The following is a 13,876-nucleotide window of genomic DNA, read 5'->3' as shown; positions in this document are numbered from 1 at the left end:
AAGGATAGATAATGAGTAGCGTAGATATTCTCGTTCCCGACCTGCCTGAATCTGTTGCCGATGCCTCTGTGGCAACCTGGCACAAAAAACCGGGCGACAGCGTCCAGCGCGATGAAGTGCTGGTTGAAATTGAAACCGATAAAGTGGTGCTGGAAGTTCCGGCGGCTGTCGACGGTATCCTTGAAGCCATTCTGGAAGATGAAGGTGCCACCGTAACGTCTCGTCAGGCGCTGGGTCGTCTGAAAGAAGGCAACAGCGGTGGTAAAGAGACTTCAGCAAAATCTGACACCAAAGAGTCTACTCCGGCGCAGCGTCATACTGCCGCACTGGAAGATGAGAGCAACGATGCGCTTAGCCCGGCGATCCGTCGCCTGATTGCCGAGCACGATCTGGATGCTGCGGCGATTAAAGGCAGCGGTGTCGGTGGTCGTCTGACGCGTGAAGATGTTGAAAAACATCTGGCCAATAACAAGGCCGCGCCTGCTAAAGCGGAAGCGAAACCTTCAGCCGCAGCGGCCGCGCCTGCGCCATCACTGGCCGGTCGCAGTGAAAAACGCGTGCCAATGACGCGTCTGCGCAAGCGTGTCGCCGAACGTCTGCTGGAAGCGAAAAACAGCACCGCGATGCTGACCACTTTCAATGAAGTGAACATGAAGCCAATCATGGATCTGCGTAAGCAGTATGGCGACGCGTTCGAGAAACGCCACGGTGTGCGTCTGGGCTTTATGTCCTTCTACATCAAAGCGGTGGTTGAAGCGCTGAAACGCTATCCGGAAGTGAACGCTTCCATCGATGGTGAAGAGGTGGTGTATCACAACTACTTCGACGTCAGTATCGCCGTTTCCACGCCACGTGGTCTGGTTACGCCGGTACTGCGTGATGTCGATGCGCTGGGCATGGCCGATATCGAGAAGAAAATCAAAGAACTGGCGGTTAAAGGTCGCGACGGCAAACTGACCGTTGATGAACTGACCGGCGGTAACTTCACCATCACCAATGGTGGTGTGTTTGGTTCACTGATGTCGACACCAATTATCAACCCGCCGCAGAGCGCGATTCTTGGTATGCATGCGATCAAAGATCGTCCAATGGCGGTCAATGGTCAGGTCGTGATCCAGCCAATGATGTATCTGGCGCTTTCCTACGACCATCGCTTGATCGACGGCCGCGAATCCGTTGGTTATCTGGTGGCGATCAAGGAGTTGTTGGAAGATCCAACACGCCTGCTGCTGGATGTCTGACCCCGTCGGGCACGGCAATGATCGTGCCCAACCCTATGTGTGGCCGTCTTTCCGCGTTGTTACCGCCTGAAAGGGCAGGGTGACAATGCGAATTCGGCCAAATCTTTTCAGCTCTGAATGGATAGAACATCATGAACTTACACGAATACCAGGCGAAACAGCTGTTTGCACGGTATGGTCTGCCGGCACCCACCGGTTACGCCTGTACCACGCCACGTGAAGCGGAAGAAGCAGCCTCAAAAATTGGCGCCGGTCCGTGGGTGGTTAAATGTCAGGTTCATGCCGGTGGCCGTGGTAAAGCGGGCGGTGTGAAAGTTGTTAACAGTAAAGAAGAGATCCGTACTTTTGCGGAAAACTGGTTAGGCAAGCGCCTGGTGACCTATCAGACTGACGCTCATGGCCAGCCGGTAAACCAGATTCTGGTTGAATCCGCGACCGATATCGATCAGGAACTGTACCTCGGCGCAGTGGTGGACCGTGGCACCCGTCGTGTGGTGTTTATGGCGTCTACCGAAGGCGGCGTGGAAATCGAGAAAGTGGCGGAAGAGACTCCACACCTGATCCACAAAATGGCACTGGATCCGTTAACCGGTCCACAGCCGTATCAGGGCCGTGAACTGGCATTTAAACTGGGTCTGACCGGTAAACAAGTTGGCCAGTTCACCAAGATCTTTATGGGTCTGGCGACTCTGTTCCTCGAGCGCGATCTGGCGCTGGTGGAGATAAACCCGCTGGTGATCACTAAGCAGGGCGACCTGGTGTGCCTTGATGGCAAACTGACCGCCGACGGCAATGCCCTGTTCCGCCAGCCGGAACTGCGTGAAATGCGCGACCCAAGCCAGGAAGACGCCCGTGAAGCACACGCAGCGCAGTGGGAACTGAACTACGTGGCGCTGGAAGGCAATATCGGCTGTATGGTCAACGGCGCGGGTCTGGCAATGGGCACCATGGACATCGTCAAACTGAGCGGCGGCCAGCCCGCTAACTTCCTTGACGTTGGCGGTGGCGCGACCAAAGAACGTGTCACCGAAGCCTTTAAGATCATCCTGTCTGATGACGCGGTTAAAGCGGTATTCGTTAACATTTTCGGCGGCATCGTGCGCTGCGACCTGATTGCGGACGGCATCATCGGCGCGGTAGCGGAAGTGGGTGTCAACGTACCGGTAGTGGTACGTCTGGAAGGTAACAATGCCGAGCTGGGCGCGCAGAAACTGGCGGACAGCGGTCTGAATATCATTGCAGCAACCAGCCTCAGTGACGCGGCGCAGCGCGTTGTTGCTGCAGCGGAGGGTAAATAATGTCTATTTTGATCGACAAAAACACCAAAGTGATCTGCCAGGGTTTCACCGGCGGTCAGGGTACTTTCCACTCCGAGCAGGCGCTGGCGTATGGCACGCAGTTGGTTGGCGGTGTGACCCCAGGCAAAGGCGGCACTGAGCATCTGGGTCTGCCGGTATTTAATACCGTGCGTGAAGCGGTTGAAGCCACTGGCGCAACGGCATCGGTTATTTACGTTCCGGCGCCGTTCTGCAAAGACGGTATCCTCGAAGCGATTGAAGCCGGTATCAAACTGATTATCACCATCACCGAAGGTATTCCTACCCTCGATATGCTGACCGTCAAAGTGAAGCTGGACGAAGCCGGTGTGCGTATGATCGGGCCAAACTGCCCGGGTGTTATCACCCCAGGCGCATGTAAGATTGGCATTATGCCAGGCCACATTCATAAACCAGGCCGTATCGGTATCGTTTCCCGCTCCGGTACCCTGACTTATGAAGCGGTTAAGCAGACCACGGATATTGGCTACGGCCAGTCAACCTGCGTCGGTATCGGCGGTGACCCGATCCCTGGCTCTAACTTCATCGATATCCTGCAGTTGTTCCAGGACGATCCACAGACCGAAGCGATCGTGATGATCGGTGAGATCGGTGGTAGCGCAGAAGAAGAAGCGGCGGCGTTTATCAAAGAACATGTGACCAAGCCGGTAGTTGGTTATATCGCTGGTGTTACCGCGCCGAAAGGTAAGCGTATGGGCCACGCCGGCGCGATTATCGCCGGTGGCAAAGGCACCGCAGACGAGAAGTTTGCAGCCCTTGAAGCTGCCGGTGTGAAAACCGTCCGCAGCCTGGCGGATATTGGTGATGCGGTTAAAGCCGTACTGCCAGCGTAATCTTTGTTCTGGCGGCGAAAACGCCGCCCGAACAATCATAGAGTTATCGAGGGGCAGCGTTTTCGCTGCCTTTTTTTATACCTGTGACGGCCTGAAATCGTGAAACCTGGCGTGCTATTAGTAGCAAAGTAAAAAAACTCAGCTATCCTTACAAACTAAAAGGTTAAATCCCTTCACTACCGGCGTAAAATATTTGTGAAATAAGCCGGAGTAAATAGTCAGAATAGAATAACAATGCCGATAATCGTGAATAAAAGAATAAACTTATAGCGCGAAAAAACCTTTAGCGTATTGCTACGCTAAAGTTAAAAAGTTGACGGTTATTTTTATCTTTCCCCTGGCTTTTATTACCAGGGTAGCGCAATTATTTAACATCACTTTTACTTAGCACTATTACTGGCAAGGCGTTATTAACCTGGATCAAAAAAAGGTGCGATATATCAAGCTTTAGCGCTGGATTAATCGCGGGTTTTTCTTTAAATTGCGCCACATCAATTTCGCGAGATTCACGTCTTTTTGCGAAATGCGATCTAACTACTAAAACAGGGTTCACATCACGTTAATAACTATTTGTTGTTAGCGCGAAGCGGCGTATTATATTCCTGTCTCATTTTGTGGTTACTTTTGTTTTCATTATCAGCTGTGGCTATGCGCCGCCTGTTTTCGGCTGCGCCACACAGTATTACTGGAAGAATATCATCCGTCTGTAACGGCAATGACAATAGCCATCAATGACTGTTACCGGTCAGCGACCATGCTGTTAGTCAGAACCATTCGCGAGGAGCAAGGGGTCAAAATGTTTGATATCGTCGAACTGTCGCGTTTACAGTTTGCCCTGACTGCGATGTACCATTTCCTGTTCGTTCCGCTAACGCTGGGTATGGCGTTTTTGCTGGCGATTATGGAAACCGTGTATGTGCTGTCTGGCAAACAAATCTATAAAGATATGACCAAGTTCTGGGGCAAGTTATTTGCCATTAACTTTGCGCTGGGCGTGGCCACCGGCCTGACCATGGAGTTCCAGTTCGGGACTAACTGGTCATACTTTTCGCACTATGTCGGCGATATCTTCGGCGCGCCGCTGGCAATCGAAGGATTGATGGCATTCTTCCTCGAATCCACCTTCGTTGGCCTGTTCTTCTTTGGCTGGGATCGTCTCGGTAAAGTTCAGCATATGGCGGTGACCTGGCTGGTGGCGCTGGGGTCAAATCTTTCGGCGCTATGGATTCTGGTCGCCAACGGCTGGATGCAAAATCCTATCGCCTCAGACTTTAATTTCGAAACCATGCGTATGGAGATGGTGAGCTTCTCCGAGCTGGTGCTGAACCCGGTTGCGCAGGTGAAATTCGTGCATACCGTTGCGGCGGGCTATACCTGTGGTGCGATGTTTGTGCTTGGTATCAGCGCTTACTATTTGCTGCGCGGACGCGATGTGGCTTTTGCCAAACGCTCGTTTGCGATTGCCGCCAGCTTCGGCATGGCCGCGATCCTGTCGGTTATCGTGCTGGGTGATGAATCCGGTTATGAAATGGGTGACGTGCAGAAAACCAAACTGGCGGCAATCGAAGCCGAGTGGGAGACTCAACCGGCTCCGGCCTCCTTTACCCTGTTTGGTATCCCGGACCAGGAGACGCAGGAGAACAAGTACGCGATTCAAATCCCATATCTGCTTGGTTTGATCGCCACGCGTTCGGTGGATAAGCCGGTTACCGGTCTGAAAGAGCTGATGCAGCAACATGAAGTGCGCATCCGCAACGGGATGAAAGCTTACCAGCTGCTGGAAGAGCTGCGATCCGGCAATAGCGATCCAAACATCCGTGCTGAATTTGACCAGCATAAAAAAGATCTCGGCTACGGTATGTTGCTAAAACGCTATACGCCCAATGTTTCTGACGCCTCTGAAGCACAGATTCAGCAGGCCACCAAAGATTCGATTCCACGTGTGGCGCCGCTCTATTTCGCCTTCCGTATTATGGTCGGTGCTGGCGTACTGATGCTGCTGATTATCGGCCTCAGTTTCTGGAGTGTCATCCGTAACCGCATCGGTAAAAGTCCTCTGCTGCTGAAAGTGGCGCTGTACGGCATTCCGTTGCCGTGGATTGCCATCGAGTCCGGCTGGTTTGTGGCGGAATATGGCCGCCAGCCATGGGCCATCGGTGAGGTGCTGCCTACTGCGGTAGCTAACTCGTCGCTGACTGCGGGCGATCTGCTGTTCTCCATGGGACTGATTTGCGGTCTGTATACGCTGTTCCTGGTTGCGGAAATGTACCTGATGTTTAAGTTTGCGCGCCTCGGCCCAAGCAGTCTGAAAACCGGGCGTTATCACTTTGAACAGTCAACGCTCTCGTCACAGCCGCTGCGATAAACAGGAGTCGATAAATGTTAGATTACGAAAGTTTGCGTTTTATCTGGTGGCTGCTGATCGGTATCTTACTGATTGGCTTCGCCGTCACCGACGGTTTCGATATGGGCGTAGGCATGCTGTCACGCATCCTGGGTCGTACCGATACCGAACGCCGCATTATGATTAACTCGATTGCTCCACACTGGGACGGAAATCAGGTGTGGTTGATCACTGCTGGTGGCGCGCTGTTTGCCGCCTGGCCGATGGTCTATGCCGCTGCCTTCTCCGGTTTCTATGTGGCGATGATCCTGGTGCTGGCTTCACTGTTCTTCCGTCCGGTTGGTTTTGACTACCGCTCGAAGATAGAAGATATGCGCTGGCGTGGCATGTGGGACTGGGGCATTTTTATCGGCAGCTTTGTGCCGCCGCTGGTGATTGGTGTAGCGTTCGGTAACCTGTTACAGGGTGTGCCGTTCCATATCGATAGCGATTTGCGCCTGTTCTATACCGGTAACTTCTTCCAGTTGCTGAATCCGTTTGGTCTGCTGGCAGGCGTGGTTAGCGTGGCGATGATCCTGACGCAGGGAGCAACCTATCTGCAAATGCGCACCGCCGGTGAGGTGCATCTGCGTGCCCGCCTGACGGCGCAGATTTCGGCGTTGGTGATGATGATCGGTTTTGCCCTTGCCGGTGTCTGGGTGGTGTATGGTATTGACGGATATGTGGTGACTTCTGTGCTCGATCATGCCGGTCCATCCAATCCGCTGCACAAAGATGTCGTGCGTGAAGCGGGTGCCTGGATGGTCAACTTCAATAAAGCACCTGTTCTGTGGCTGATTCCGGCTCTTGGCGTGGTACTGCCGTTGCTGACTATTCTGTTCTCACGGCTGGAGAGAGGCGCGCTGGCATTTATCTTCTCCTCACTGACGCTGGCCTGTGTGATTCTGACTGCCGGTGTGGCGATGTTCCCGTTTATTATGCCATCCAGCACCGTGCCGAACGTCAGTCTGACCATGTGGGATGCCACCTCAACCCTACTGACGCTGAAACTGATGACCTTTGTAGCGATGGTGTTTGTACCGATTATCCTGCTGTACACCAGCTGGTGTTACTACAAGATGTTTGGTCGCATCACCAAAGAGCATATTGAAGACAACAACCATTCTCTCTATTAATCAAGGAGCAGAACAATGTGGTATTTCGCCTGGATCCTCGGCACCTTGCTGGCCTGTTCATTAGGTATTATGACGGCGCTGGCGATTGAACACGTGGAAGAAAACGCCGCCAAAGAGCAGAAGTAATGGGCGCACTGATTAACCGACTGTATGGCGTGATGGATAAGAGCCCGCTAAGGGCGCTTTCTCTGCTGCTGGCATTGCTGCTGGCGGGCTGCATGTTCTGGGAACCGTCACGTTTTGCGGCGAAAACCGGGCCGCTCAGCATCTGGCAGGGGTTAGTCATGATGTGGGCGGTTTGCACCGGGGTGATTCACGGTGTTGGTTTTCGTCCACGCCGCTTGCGCTGGCGCGCGTTTTTCTCACCGTTACCGGCACAGATTATTCTGTTAATCGGCCTCGGCTTTTTCTTCCTTTAAGCATATAGATCACGGCCGGGCTGCTAACGGCCGTTTGTTAAGTAGATTTATCTCTGTTTATGTGAGGATTTGTCTAAGATTTGTCCCGAAAATCTAATCAATTGTTTCCTTCGGATAATTATTTTCGTTCCCCTCTGGCAACCCATTCCCAAGCCGATTTCTTCTGCGTATAGTAGCAACGTTTAAAGCATTACCGGGATGTAGAGTGAGTACAACGCTGTTTCAATGGCCGGTACGCGTCTATTACGAAGACACGGATGCCGGTGGCGTGGTTTACCATGCCAGCTATGTGGCTTTCTATGAACGAGCACGGACTGAAATGCTGCGCCAGCACCATTTCAATCAACAGGCGCTGCTGGATCAGCAGATCGCTTTTGTCGTGCGTCGAATCACAGTCGACTATCTTGCCGCTGCACGCCTTGATGATTTGCTGGAAGTGCAAAGCGAGGTGGTTTCAATGCGCAGGACGACTATGACATTCGCACAACGTATCGTTAATGCAGAAGGCAAGGTTCTCAATGAAGCGGAAGTCCTGATCGCCTGCATCAACCCACATCTAATGAAGCCGATAGCGCTTCCCAAGTCTATTGTCGCGGAGTTCAAGCAGTGACTGACATGAACATTCTTGATTTGTTCCTGAAGGCGAGCCTTCTGGTCAAACTTATCATGTTGATTTTGATTGGGTTTTCTATTGCCTCATGGGCAATCATTATCCAGCGTACCCGTATTCTGAACGCCGCAGGGCGCGATGCCGAAGCTTTTGAAGATAAATTCTGGTCGGGTATAGAACTCTCCCGTCTTTATCAGGAGAGCCAGGCGCGTCGTGACGAACTCGGCGGTTCTGAGCAGATTTTCTATGCCGGCTTTAAAGAGTTTGCGCGTCTGCACCGGGCCAACAACCACGCACCGGAAGCGGTAGTGGAAGGTGCCAGCCGGGCGATGCGTATTTCGATGAACCGTGAGCTGGAAAGCCTGGAAAATCATATTCCTTTCCTTGGCACCGTTGGTTCCATCAGTCCGTATATCGGTCTGTTTGGTACGGTGTGGGGGATTATGCACGCCTTTATCGCGCTTGGTGCGGTGAAACAGGCGACATTGCAGATGGTCGCTCCGGGTATTGCCGAAGCACTGATCGCTACCGCGATTGGTCTGTTTGCCGCGATTCCGGCGGTGATGGCGTATAACCGCCTGACCCAGCGAGTGAATAAGCTGGAACAGAACTACGACAACTTTACCGAAGAGTTCACGGCTATCCTGCATCGTCAGGCGTTCTCCAGCGAGAGCAGCAAGTAATCGGAGGTTACGCATGGCCAGAACGCGTGGTCGTCGCGCTCGTCGCGACGTAAAATCTGAGATCAACATTGTTCCGCTGCTGGACGTCTTGCTGGTGCTGCTGCTGATTTTTATGGCGACAGCACCGATCATTACGCAGAGCGTGGAAGTTGATCTGCCGGATGCGACAGATTCAAAAACAGTTTCCAGCGATGATAATCCACCGGTAATCGTTGAAGTATCAGGTGTTGGACAGTACAGCCTGGTGGTCGATCATGACCGTATGGAGCAACTGCCGTCAGAACAGGTCGTCGCCGAAGCGCAACGCCGCATTGAAGCGAACCCGAAAACGGTGTTCCTGATTGGCGGAGCGAAAGACGTGCCCTATGACGAGATTATCAAAGCGCTGAATTTGCTACATCAGGCGGGCGTGAAGTCCGTTGGTTTGATGACGCAGCCGATCTAATTAATTCGAACCGTTTTTTGGGAACCGAGAGTGTCGAAGGCAACCGAGCAGAACGATAAGTTAAAACGCGCGATTATCATTTCAGTGATACTGCATATCTTTTTGATTGCAGCGCTGATTTGGAGCTCGTTTAACGAAAATATCGACGCCAGCGCTGGCGGCGGCGGTGGCGATATCAATGCTGTCATGGTCGATCCTGGCGCGGTAGTGGAACAGTACAATCGTCAGCAGAATCAACAGAGCGACAGCAAACGCGCTGAGCAGCAGCGTAAAAAGCAGGCTGAACAGCAGGCTGAAGAGTTGCAGCAAAAACAGGCCGCCGAACAGCAGCGTCTGAAAGAGCTGGAGAAAGAGCGTCTGCAGTCGCAGGAAGAGGCGAAAGAGCAGGCCAAGGCGCAGGCTGAGCAGCAGAAACAGGCGCAGGAAGCGGCAAAGCAGGCGCAGGAACAGCAGAAACAGGCGGAAGCCGCCGCGGCGAAGGCGAAAGCTGATGCCAAAGCTGAAGCGGATGCGCAGGCGAAAGCGGCGGCCGATGCGAGAAAAAAAGCTGAAGAAGAGGTGAAAAAAGCCGCTGCGGATGCGAAGAAAAAAGCGGAAGAGCAGGCGAAAGAGGCTGCAGCTAAAGAGGCCGCTGCGGCGGCTGAAGCGGCGAAAGTAAAAGCGGCTGCTGACGCTAAAGCGAAAGCCACCGCTGATGCGAAAGCCAAAGCGGCGGAAGAAGCCAAACAGGCGCAGGCCGAAGCCGCGCAGGAAGCGAAAGAAAAGGCTGCTGAAGAGGCGAAAGCCAAAGCTGCCACTGCGGCGAAGGCGAAAGCCGATGCGGCGGCCAAAGCGAAAGCGGCTGCGGATGCGAAGAAAAAAGCCGCAGCCGAAGCCGCTAAAGAATCCAGTGATGTTGACGATTTACTGGGTGGGCTCTCTTCTGGTAAAAATTCGCCAAAAGAAGGTAAAACCGCCGGCGCAGCGGCAGGGCAGGGCAATCAGAAGAAAGCCGGTGCCTCTGGCGCGGCGATCGACAGCTATCTTGGTCAGGTTAAAGGCGCGATTGAAAGCAAGTTCTATGACTCTGACCTGTATAAGGGTAAAACCTGTGATCTGGCGATTAAACTGGCGCCTGATGGCCTGCTGATTTCAGTACAGCCAAAAGGTGGCGACCCGGCGTTATGCCAGGCCGCGGTGGCGGCAGCTAAACAGGCGCGGCTACCTAAGCCACCAACGCAGGACGTGTATGAAGCTGTGAAGAATGCGACATTAGGCTTTAAACCTTAAGAATTGCGTACCCGGCGGCATGTTGAACTATGTTCTGTATGCCGTGCTCTAAATGGCTTTGCATTATTGGTTCGTTGTAACACTGCTAATTATCGTGGACTTAGGGTTCAGATAAGGGAGAAAAGATGAAGCAGGCACTGCGTGTAGCGTTAAGTTTTCTATTTCTGTGGGCAGCCGTGCTGCATGCGGAAGTTCGTATTGAGATTACCCAGGGGGTAAACACCGCACGTCCAATCGGCGTGGTGCCGTTCAAATGGGACGGTCCGGGTGCCGCGCCAGAAGATGTTGGCGGGATTGTTGCGGCTGACTTACGTAACAGTGGCAAATTTAATCCACTGGATCGCGCACGTCTGCCACAGCAGCCAACCTCTGCGGCTGAAGTTCAGCCTGCAGCGTGGAGCGCGCTGGGTATTGACGCAGTTGTGGTGGGTCAGGTGCAGCCTGGCGCCGATGGCAGCTACACTGTCTCTTACCAGTTAGTCGATACGGCCGGTTCTCCGGGTACCGTACTGGCGCAGAACTCGTTTAAAGTGACTAAGCAGTGGCTGCGTTATGCGGCGCATACTGCCAGTGACGAAGCATTTGAAAAACTGAGCGGAATTAAGGGGGCATTCCGTACCCGTATCGCTTATGTGGTGCAGACTAACGGTGGTCAGTATCCGTATGAATTGCGCGTGTCTGACTATGATGGTTACAATCAGTTTGTGGTGCATCGTTCACCGCAGCCGCTGATGTCACCAGCCTGGTCGCCAGACGGCAGCAAAGTGGCGTATGTGACCTTTGAAAGCGGTCGTTCCGCGCTGGTTATCCAGACGCTGGCTAACGGTGCGATTAAACAGGTTGCCTCATTCCCACGTCATAACGGTGCACCGGCGTTTTCACCGGACGGCAGCAAACTGGCGTTTGCCCTGTCGAAAACCGGTAGCCTGAATATTTATGTGATGGATATCGGCTCCGGCCAGATTCGTCAGGTGACCGATGGTCGCAGCAACAACACTGAGCCGACCTGGTTCCCGGATAGCCAGAACCTGGCCTATACCTCGGATCAGGCAGGACGTCCTCAGATTTATAAAGTGAATGCAAACGGCGGCGCGCCTCAACGTCTGACCTGGGAAGGTTCCCAGAATCAGGACTCCGATGTCAGCGCCGACGGTAAATCTTTGGTGATGGTGAGCACCAATGGCGGTGCGCAACATATCGCCAGACAAGATCTGGAAACGGGAGCCGTTCAACAATTAACGGACACGTTCCTGGATGAGACGCCAAGTCTCGCACCTAACGGCACAATGGTAATCTACAGCTCTACTCAGGGTATGGGTTCCGTGTTGCAGTTGGTTTCGACAGATGGGCGTTTCAAAGCGCGTCTTCCGGCAACTGATGGACAGGTCAAATTTCCTGCCTGGTCGCCGTATCTGTGATGCATGTAAAAATGTATAGCAAACTATAATAGGATTTTAGAAATGCAACTGAACAAAGTGCTGAAGGGTTTACTGCTGGCACTGCCAGTGATCGCAGTGGCTGCATGTAGCTCCAAAAAAGACAACAACAACGATCAGACCGGTATGGGTGCTGATGCTAACAGTGGCATGACCAGCGGTAACATGTCTTCTGAAGAGCAGGCACGTCTGCAGATGCAAGAACTGCAGAAAAACAATATCGTTTACTTCGGTCTGGACAAGTACGATATCGCTTCTGACTTCGCTCAGATGTTGGATCAGCACGCAGCTTTCCTGCGTAGCAACCCGTCTTACAAAGTCACCGTAGAAGGTCATGCGGATGAGCGCGGTACTCCTGAATACAACATCTCCCTGGGCGAGCGTCGTGCCAGCTCTGTGAAGATGTACCTGCAGGGTAAAGGCGTTTCTGCTGATCAGATCTCTATCGTTTCTTACGGTAAAGAGAAGCCAGCTGTACTGGGCCATGACGAAGCGGCATATGCCAAAAACCGTCGTGCCGTACTGGTATACTAAGAGAATCACATGATTAGTAGCTTCAGAACTCACCTGTTGAGTCTGTCGTTACTGATTGGCGTAGCGGCCCCCTGGGCCGCTAATGCCCAGGCATCAATCAGTAACGTTGGCTCCGGCTCGGTAGAAGACCGTGTCACCACTCTTGAGCGTATCTCTAATGCTCAGGGACAACTCCTTCAACAACTTCAGCAGCAACTCAGCGACAGTCAGCGTGATATCGATGCTTTACGCGGACAGATTCAGGAAAATACCTACCAGTTGAATCAGGTTGTCGAGCGGCAGAAACAGATCTATCAGCAAATCGACAGTCTCAGCAGCAATGGTGGCGCTCAGGGCGCATCAGGCGGCGACGCAGCGGCTGCAGGCGCCGGTGCAGCAGCCGCAACCGATGCACCTGCTACAGGCGCTGACAACGCTGCTGCTGCGCCAGTTCAAAGCGGTGATGCCAATACGGATTACAATGCGGCGGCGGCGCTGGTGCTGGAGAAGAAGCAGTATGATCAGGCGATTACTGCCTTTCAGGCTTTTGTGAAAAAATATCCGGATTCAACTTACCAGCCGAATGCCAATTACTGGCTCGGTCAGTTGAATTACAACAAAGGTAAGAAAGACGACGCCGCCTATTATTTCGCCACTGTCGTGAAAAATTACCCGAAATCACCAAAAAGCCCGGAAGCGCTGTATAAGGTCGGGGTGATCATGCAGGACAAAGGCGATACCGCAAAAGCCAAAGCGGTGTATCAGCAAGTTGTAAAACAGTACCCAAATAGCGAAGCGGCAAAGCAGGCGCAAAAACGCGCGGCGGGGCTGTAATCGTCGCGGTTTGACCAGATATCGTGTGATTTCTGGTCTTGCCGCGTGAAAGGTAAGCAGTTGAACAACTTATTGCTAAATAGTGGTTGCGCTGAAAATTCAAATCAGTAATATATGCCGCCGTTGACAGGGCATTAGTGAATGCGCTCTGACAGCCTGAAAGTGGGTCGTTAGCTCAGTTGGTAGAGCAGTTGACTTTTAATCAATTGGTCGCAGGTTCGAATCCTGCACGACCCACCACTTTAAAGCAGTACCCGGTGTTAAATCGTGAAGGATGAGAACCGTAAAGGTTCGGGTCGAGCGCAAGCGAGACAACGTTGCCTCCGGCAACGGCCCGAAGGGCGAGGCCACAGGCCGAGTCATCCTGCACGACCCAGCACTTAGAAGAATTAAATGTTGTAACCGCATCAGCGGGTCGTTAGCTCAGTTGGTAGAGCAGTTGACTTTTAATCAATTGGTCGCAGGTTCGAATCCTGCACGACCCACCAATTCAAAACTAAAGCGCCTTCTGGCGCTTTAGTTGTTTCTGGGCATCGCAACTTAATTCGTGTGGGGTTCGAACCTGCTGCAGGTTCGGGTCGAGCGCAAGCGAGACAACGTTGCCTGCGGCAACGGCCCGAAGGGCGAGGCCACAGGCCGAGTCATCCTGCACGACCCACCAATTCAAAACTAAAGCGCCTTCTGGCGCTTTAGTTGTTTCTGGGCCAGCGGGCGGCGAAAACGCCGCCCCTACATCG

At 53.0% G+C, this 13,876-nt stretch carries 14 protein-coding genes, 2 tRNA genes and 2 other RNA genes; all 18 read left to right on the top strand.

From position 1 onward, the window contains the following. Positions 1-11: 11 nt before the first annotated feature. Positions 12-1,241, top strand: a complete 1,230-nt coding sequence (gene odhB / locus N5923_RS05045) for a 2-oxoglutarate dehydrogenase complex dihydrolipoyllysine-residue succinyltransferase (RefSeq protein ID WP_267143484.1) — start codon at positions 12-14, stop codon at positions 1,239-1,241. Between the two features lie 131 nt (positions 1,242-1,372). After that, positions 1,373-2,539 carry an ADP-forming succinate--CoA ligase subunit beta gene (gene sucC, locus N5923_RS05040; RefSeq protein WP_267143485.1) on the top strand — a complete coding sequence of 389 codons (1,167 nt, stop codon included), beginning with the start codon at positions 1,373-1,375 and terminating at the stop codon, positions 2,537-2,539. After that, positions 2,539-3,411 carry a succinate--CoA ligase subunit alpha gene (gene sucD / locus N5923_RS05035; protein WP_267143486.1) on the top strand — a complete coding sequence of 291 codons (873 nt, stop codon included), beginning with the start codon at positions 2,539-2,541 and terminating at the stop codon, positions 3,409-3,411. The genes sucC and sucD overlap by 1 nt, the downstream gene beginning before the upstream one ends. A 796-nt stretch (positions 3,412-4,207) precedes the next feature. Next, positions 4,208-5,776, top strand: coding sequence for a cytochrome ubiquinol oxidase subunit I (gene cydA / locus N5923_RS05030; RefSeq protein ID WP_267143541.1), 1,569 nt, complete (start codon positions 4,208-4,210; stop codon positions 5,774-5,776). 14 nt (positions 5,777-5,790) lie between these two features. Continuing rightward, a complete protein-coding gene (gene cydB, locus N5923_RS05025) occupies positions 5,791-6,930 on the top strand; it encodes a cytochrome d ubiquinol oxidase subunit II (protein ID WP_267143487.1) in 1,140 nt (379 codons plus the stop codon). A 15-nt stretch (positions 6,931-6,945) separates the two neighbouring features. Then, on the top strand, positions 6,946-7,056 hold the full coding sequence (gene cydX / locus N5923_RS05020; protein ID WP_267143488.1) for a cytochrome bd-I oxidase subunit CydX: 111 nt from the start codon (positions 6,946-6,948) through the stop codon (positions 7,054-7,056). Then, entirely contained in the window at positions 7,056-7,349 is a 294-nt protein-coding gene (gene ybgE, locus N5923_RS05015) for a cyd operon protein YbgE (protein WP_267143489.1), read from the top strand. Before cydX ends, ybgE begins: the two co-directional genes overlap by 1 nt. Positions 7,350-7,554: 205 nt before the next feature. Then, complete coding sequence (gene ybgC / locus N5923_RS05010) at positions 7,555-7,959, top strand: tol-pal system-associated acyl-CoA thioesterase (RefSeq protein ID WP_267143490.1); 405 nt, start codon at positions 7,555-7,557, stop codon at positions 7,957-7,959. A gap of 5 nt (positions 7,960-7,964) precedes the next feature. Continuing rightward, positions 7,965-8,642, top strand: coding sequence for a Tol-Pal system protein TolQ (gene tolQ / locus N5923_RS05005; protein ID WP_017799184.1), 678 nt, complete (start codon positions 7,965-7,967; stop codon positions 8,640-8,642). Positions 8,643-8,655: 13 nt separating this feature from the next. Continuing rightward, the gene (tolR, locus tag N5923_RS05000; RefSeq protein ID WP_017799183.1) at positions 8,656-9,087 is read left to right on the top strand and encodes a colicin uptake protein TolR; all 432 of its coding nucleotides are present in this window, start codon (positions 8,656-8,658) and stop codon (positions 9,085-9,087) included. A 30-nt stretch (positions 9,088-9,117) separates the two neighbouring features. Further along, positions 9,118-10,356, top strand: coding sequence for a cell envelope integrity protein TolA (gene tolA / locus N5923_RS04995; protein ID WP_267143491.1), 1,239 nt, complete (start codon positions 9,118-9,120; stop codon positions 10,354-10,356). Positions 10,357-10,481: 125 nt separating this feature from the next. Continuing rightward, entirely contained in the window at positions 10,482-11,774 is a 1,293-nt protein-coding gene (tolB, locus tag N5923_RS04990; RefSeq protein ID WP_267143492.1) for a Tol-Pal system beta propeller repeat protein TolB, read from the top strand. Positions 11,775-11,816: 42 nt separating this feature from the next. Beyond that, on the top strand, positions 11,817-12,326 hold the full coding sequence (gene pal / locus N5923_RS04985) for a peptidoglycan-associated lipoprotein Pal (RefSeq protein WP_267143493.1): 510 nt from the start codon (positions 11,817-11,819) through the stop codon (positions 12,324-12,326). 9 nt (positions 12,327-12,335) lie between these two features. Further along, on the top strand, positions 12,336-13,139 hold the full coding sequence (cpoB, locus tag N5923_RS04980) for a cell division protein CpoB (RefSeq protein WP_267143494.1): 804 nt from the start codon (positions 12,336-12,338) through the stop codon (positions 13,137-13,139). 164 nt (positions 13,140-13,303) lie between these two features. Continuing rightward, positions 13,304-13,379: transfer RNA gene (locus tag N5923_RS04975), tRNA-Lys, on the top strand. Positions 13,380-13,392: 13 nt separating this feature from the next. Beyond that, positions 13,393-13,518: non-coding RNA, RtT sRNA (locus N5923_RS04970), on the top strand. 33 nt (positions 13,519-13,551) lie between these two features. Continuing rightward, positions 13,552-13,627, top strand: a tRNA-Lys gene (locus N5923_RS04965). Positions 13,628-13,672: 45 nt separating this feature from the next. Further along, positions 13,673-13,800: non-coding RNA, RtT sRNA (locus N5923_RS04960), on the top strand. Positions 13,801-13,876 lie beyond the last annotated feature (76 nt).

The organism is Winslowiella arboricola (genome assembly GCF_025527015.1).
GTDB classification, from domain to species: Bacteria; Pseudomonadota; Gammaproteobacteria; order Enterobacterales; family Enterobacteriaceae; genus Erwinia; species Erwinia arboricola.
The sequence above is the reverse complement of the archived record's forward strand: the minus strand, read 5'-3'. Positions and strand labels throughout refer to the sequence as shown.

What these genes read in the sequence shown, in the direction of transcription:
- sucC (WP_267143485.1), top strand. Translation starts at nt 1,373, where the DNA reads ATGAACTTACACGAATACCAGGCGAAACAGCTGTTTGCACGGTATGGT.
- ybgE (WP_267143489.1), top strand. Translation starts at nt 7,056, where the DNA reads ATGGGCGCACTGATTAACCGACTGTATGGCGTGATGGATAAGAGCCCG.
- tolB (WP_267143492.1), top strand. Translation starts at nt 10,482, where the DNA reads ATGAAGCAGGCACTGCGTGTAGCGTTAAGTTTTCTATTTCTGTGGGCA.
- tolQ (WP_017799184.1), top strand. Translation starts at nt 7,965, where the DNA reads ATGAACATTCTTGATTTGTTCCTGAAGGCGAGCCTTCTGGTCAAACTT.
- pal (WP_267143493.1), top strand. Translation starts at nt 11,817, where the DNA reads ATGCAACTGAACAAAGTGCTGAAGGGTTTACTGCTGGCACTGCCAGTG.
- cpoB (WP_267143494.1), top strand. Translation starts at nt 12,336, where the DNA reads ATGATTAGTAGCTTCAGAACTCACCTGTTGAGTCTGTCGTTACTGATT.
- cydB (WP_267143487.1), top strand. Translation starts at nt 5,791, where the DNA reads ATGTTAGATTACGAAAGTTTGCGTTTTATCTGGTGGCTGCTGATCGGT.
- cydX (WP_267143488.1), top strand. Translation starts at nt 6,946, where the DNA reads ATGTGGTATTTCGCCTGGATCCTCGGCACCTTGCTGGCCTGTTCATTA.
- sucD (WP_267143486.1), top strand. Translation starts at nt 2,539, where the DNA reads ATGTCTATTTTGATCGACAAAAACACCAAAGTGATCTGCCAGGGTTTC.
- cydA (WP_267143541.1), top strand. Translation starts at nt 4,208, where the DNA reads ATGTTTGATATCGTCGAACTGTCGCGTTTACAGTTTGCCCTGACTGCG.
- tolR (WP_017799183.1), top strand. Translation starts at nt 8,656, where the DNA reads ATGGCCAGAACGCGTGGTCGTCGCGCTCGTCGCGACGTAAAATCTGAG.
- odhB (WP_267143484.1), top strand. Translation starts at nt 12, where the DNA reads ATGAGTAGCGTAGATATTCTCGTTCCCGACCTGCCTGAATCTGTTGCC.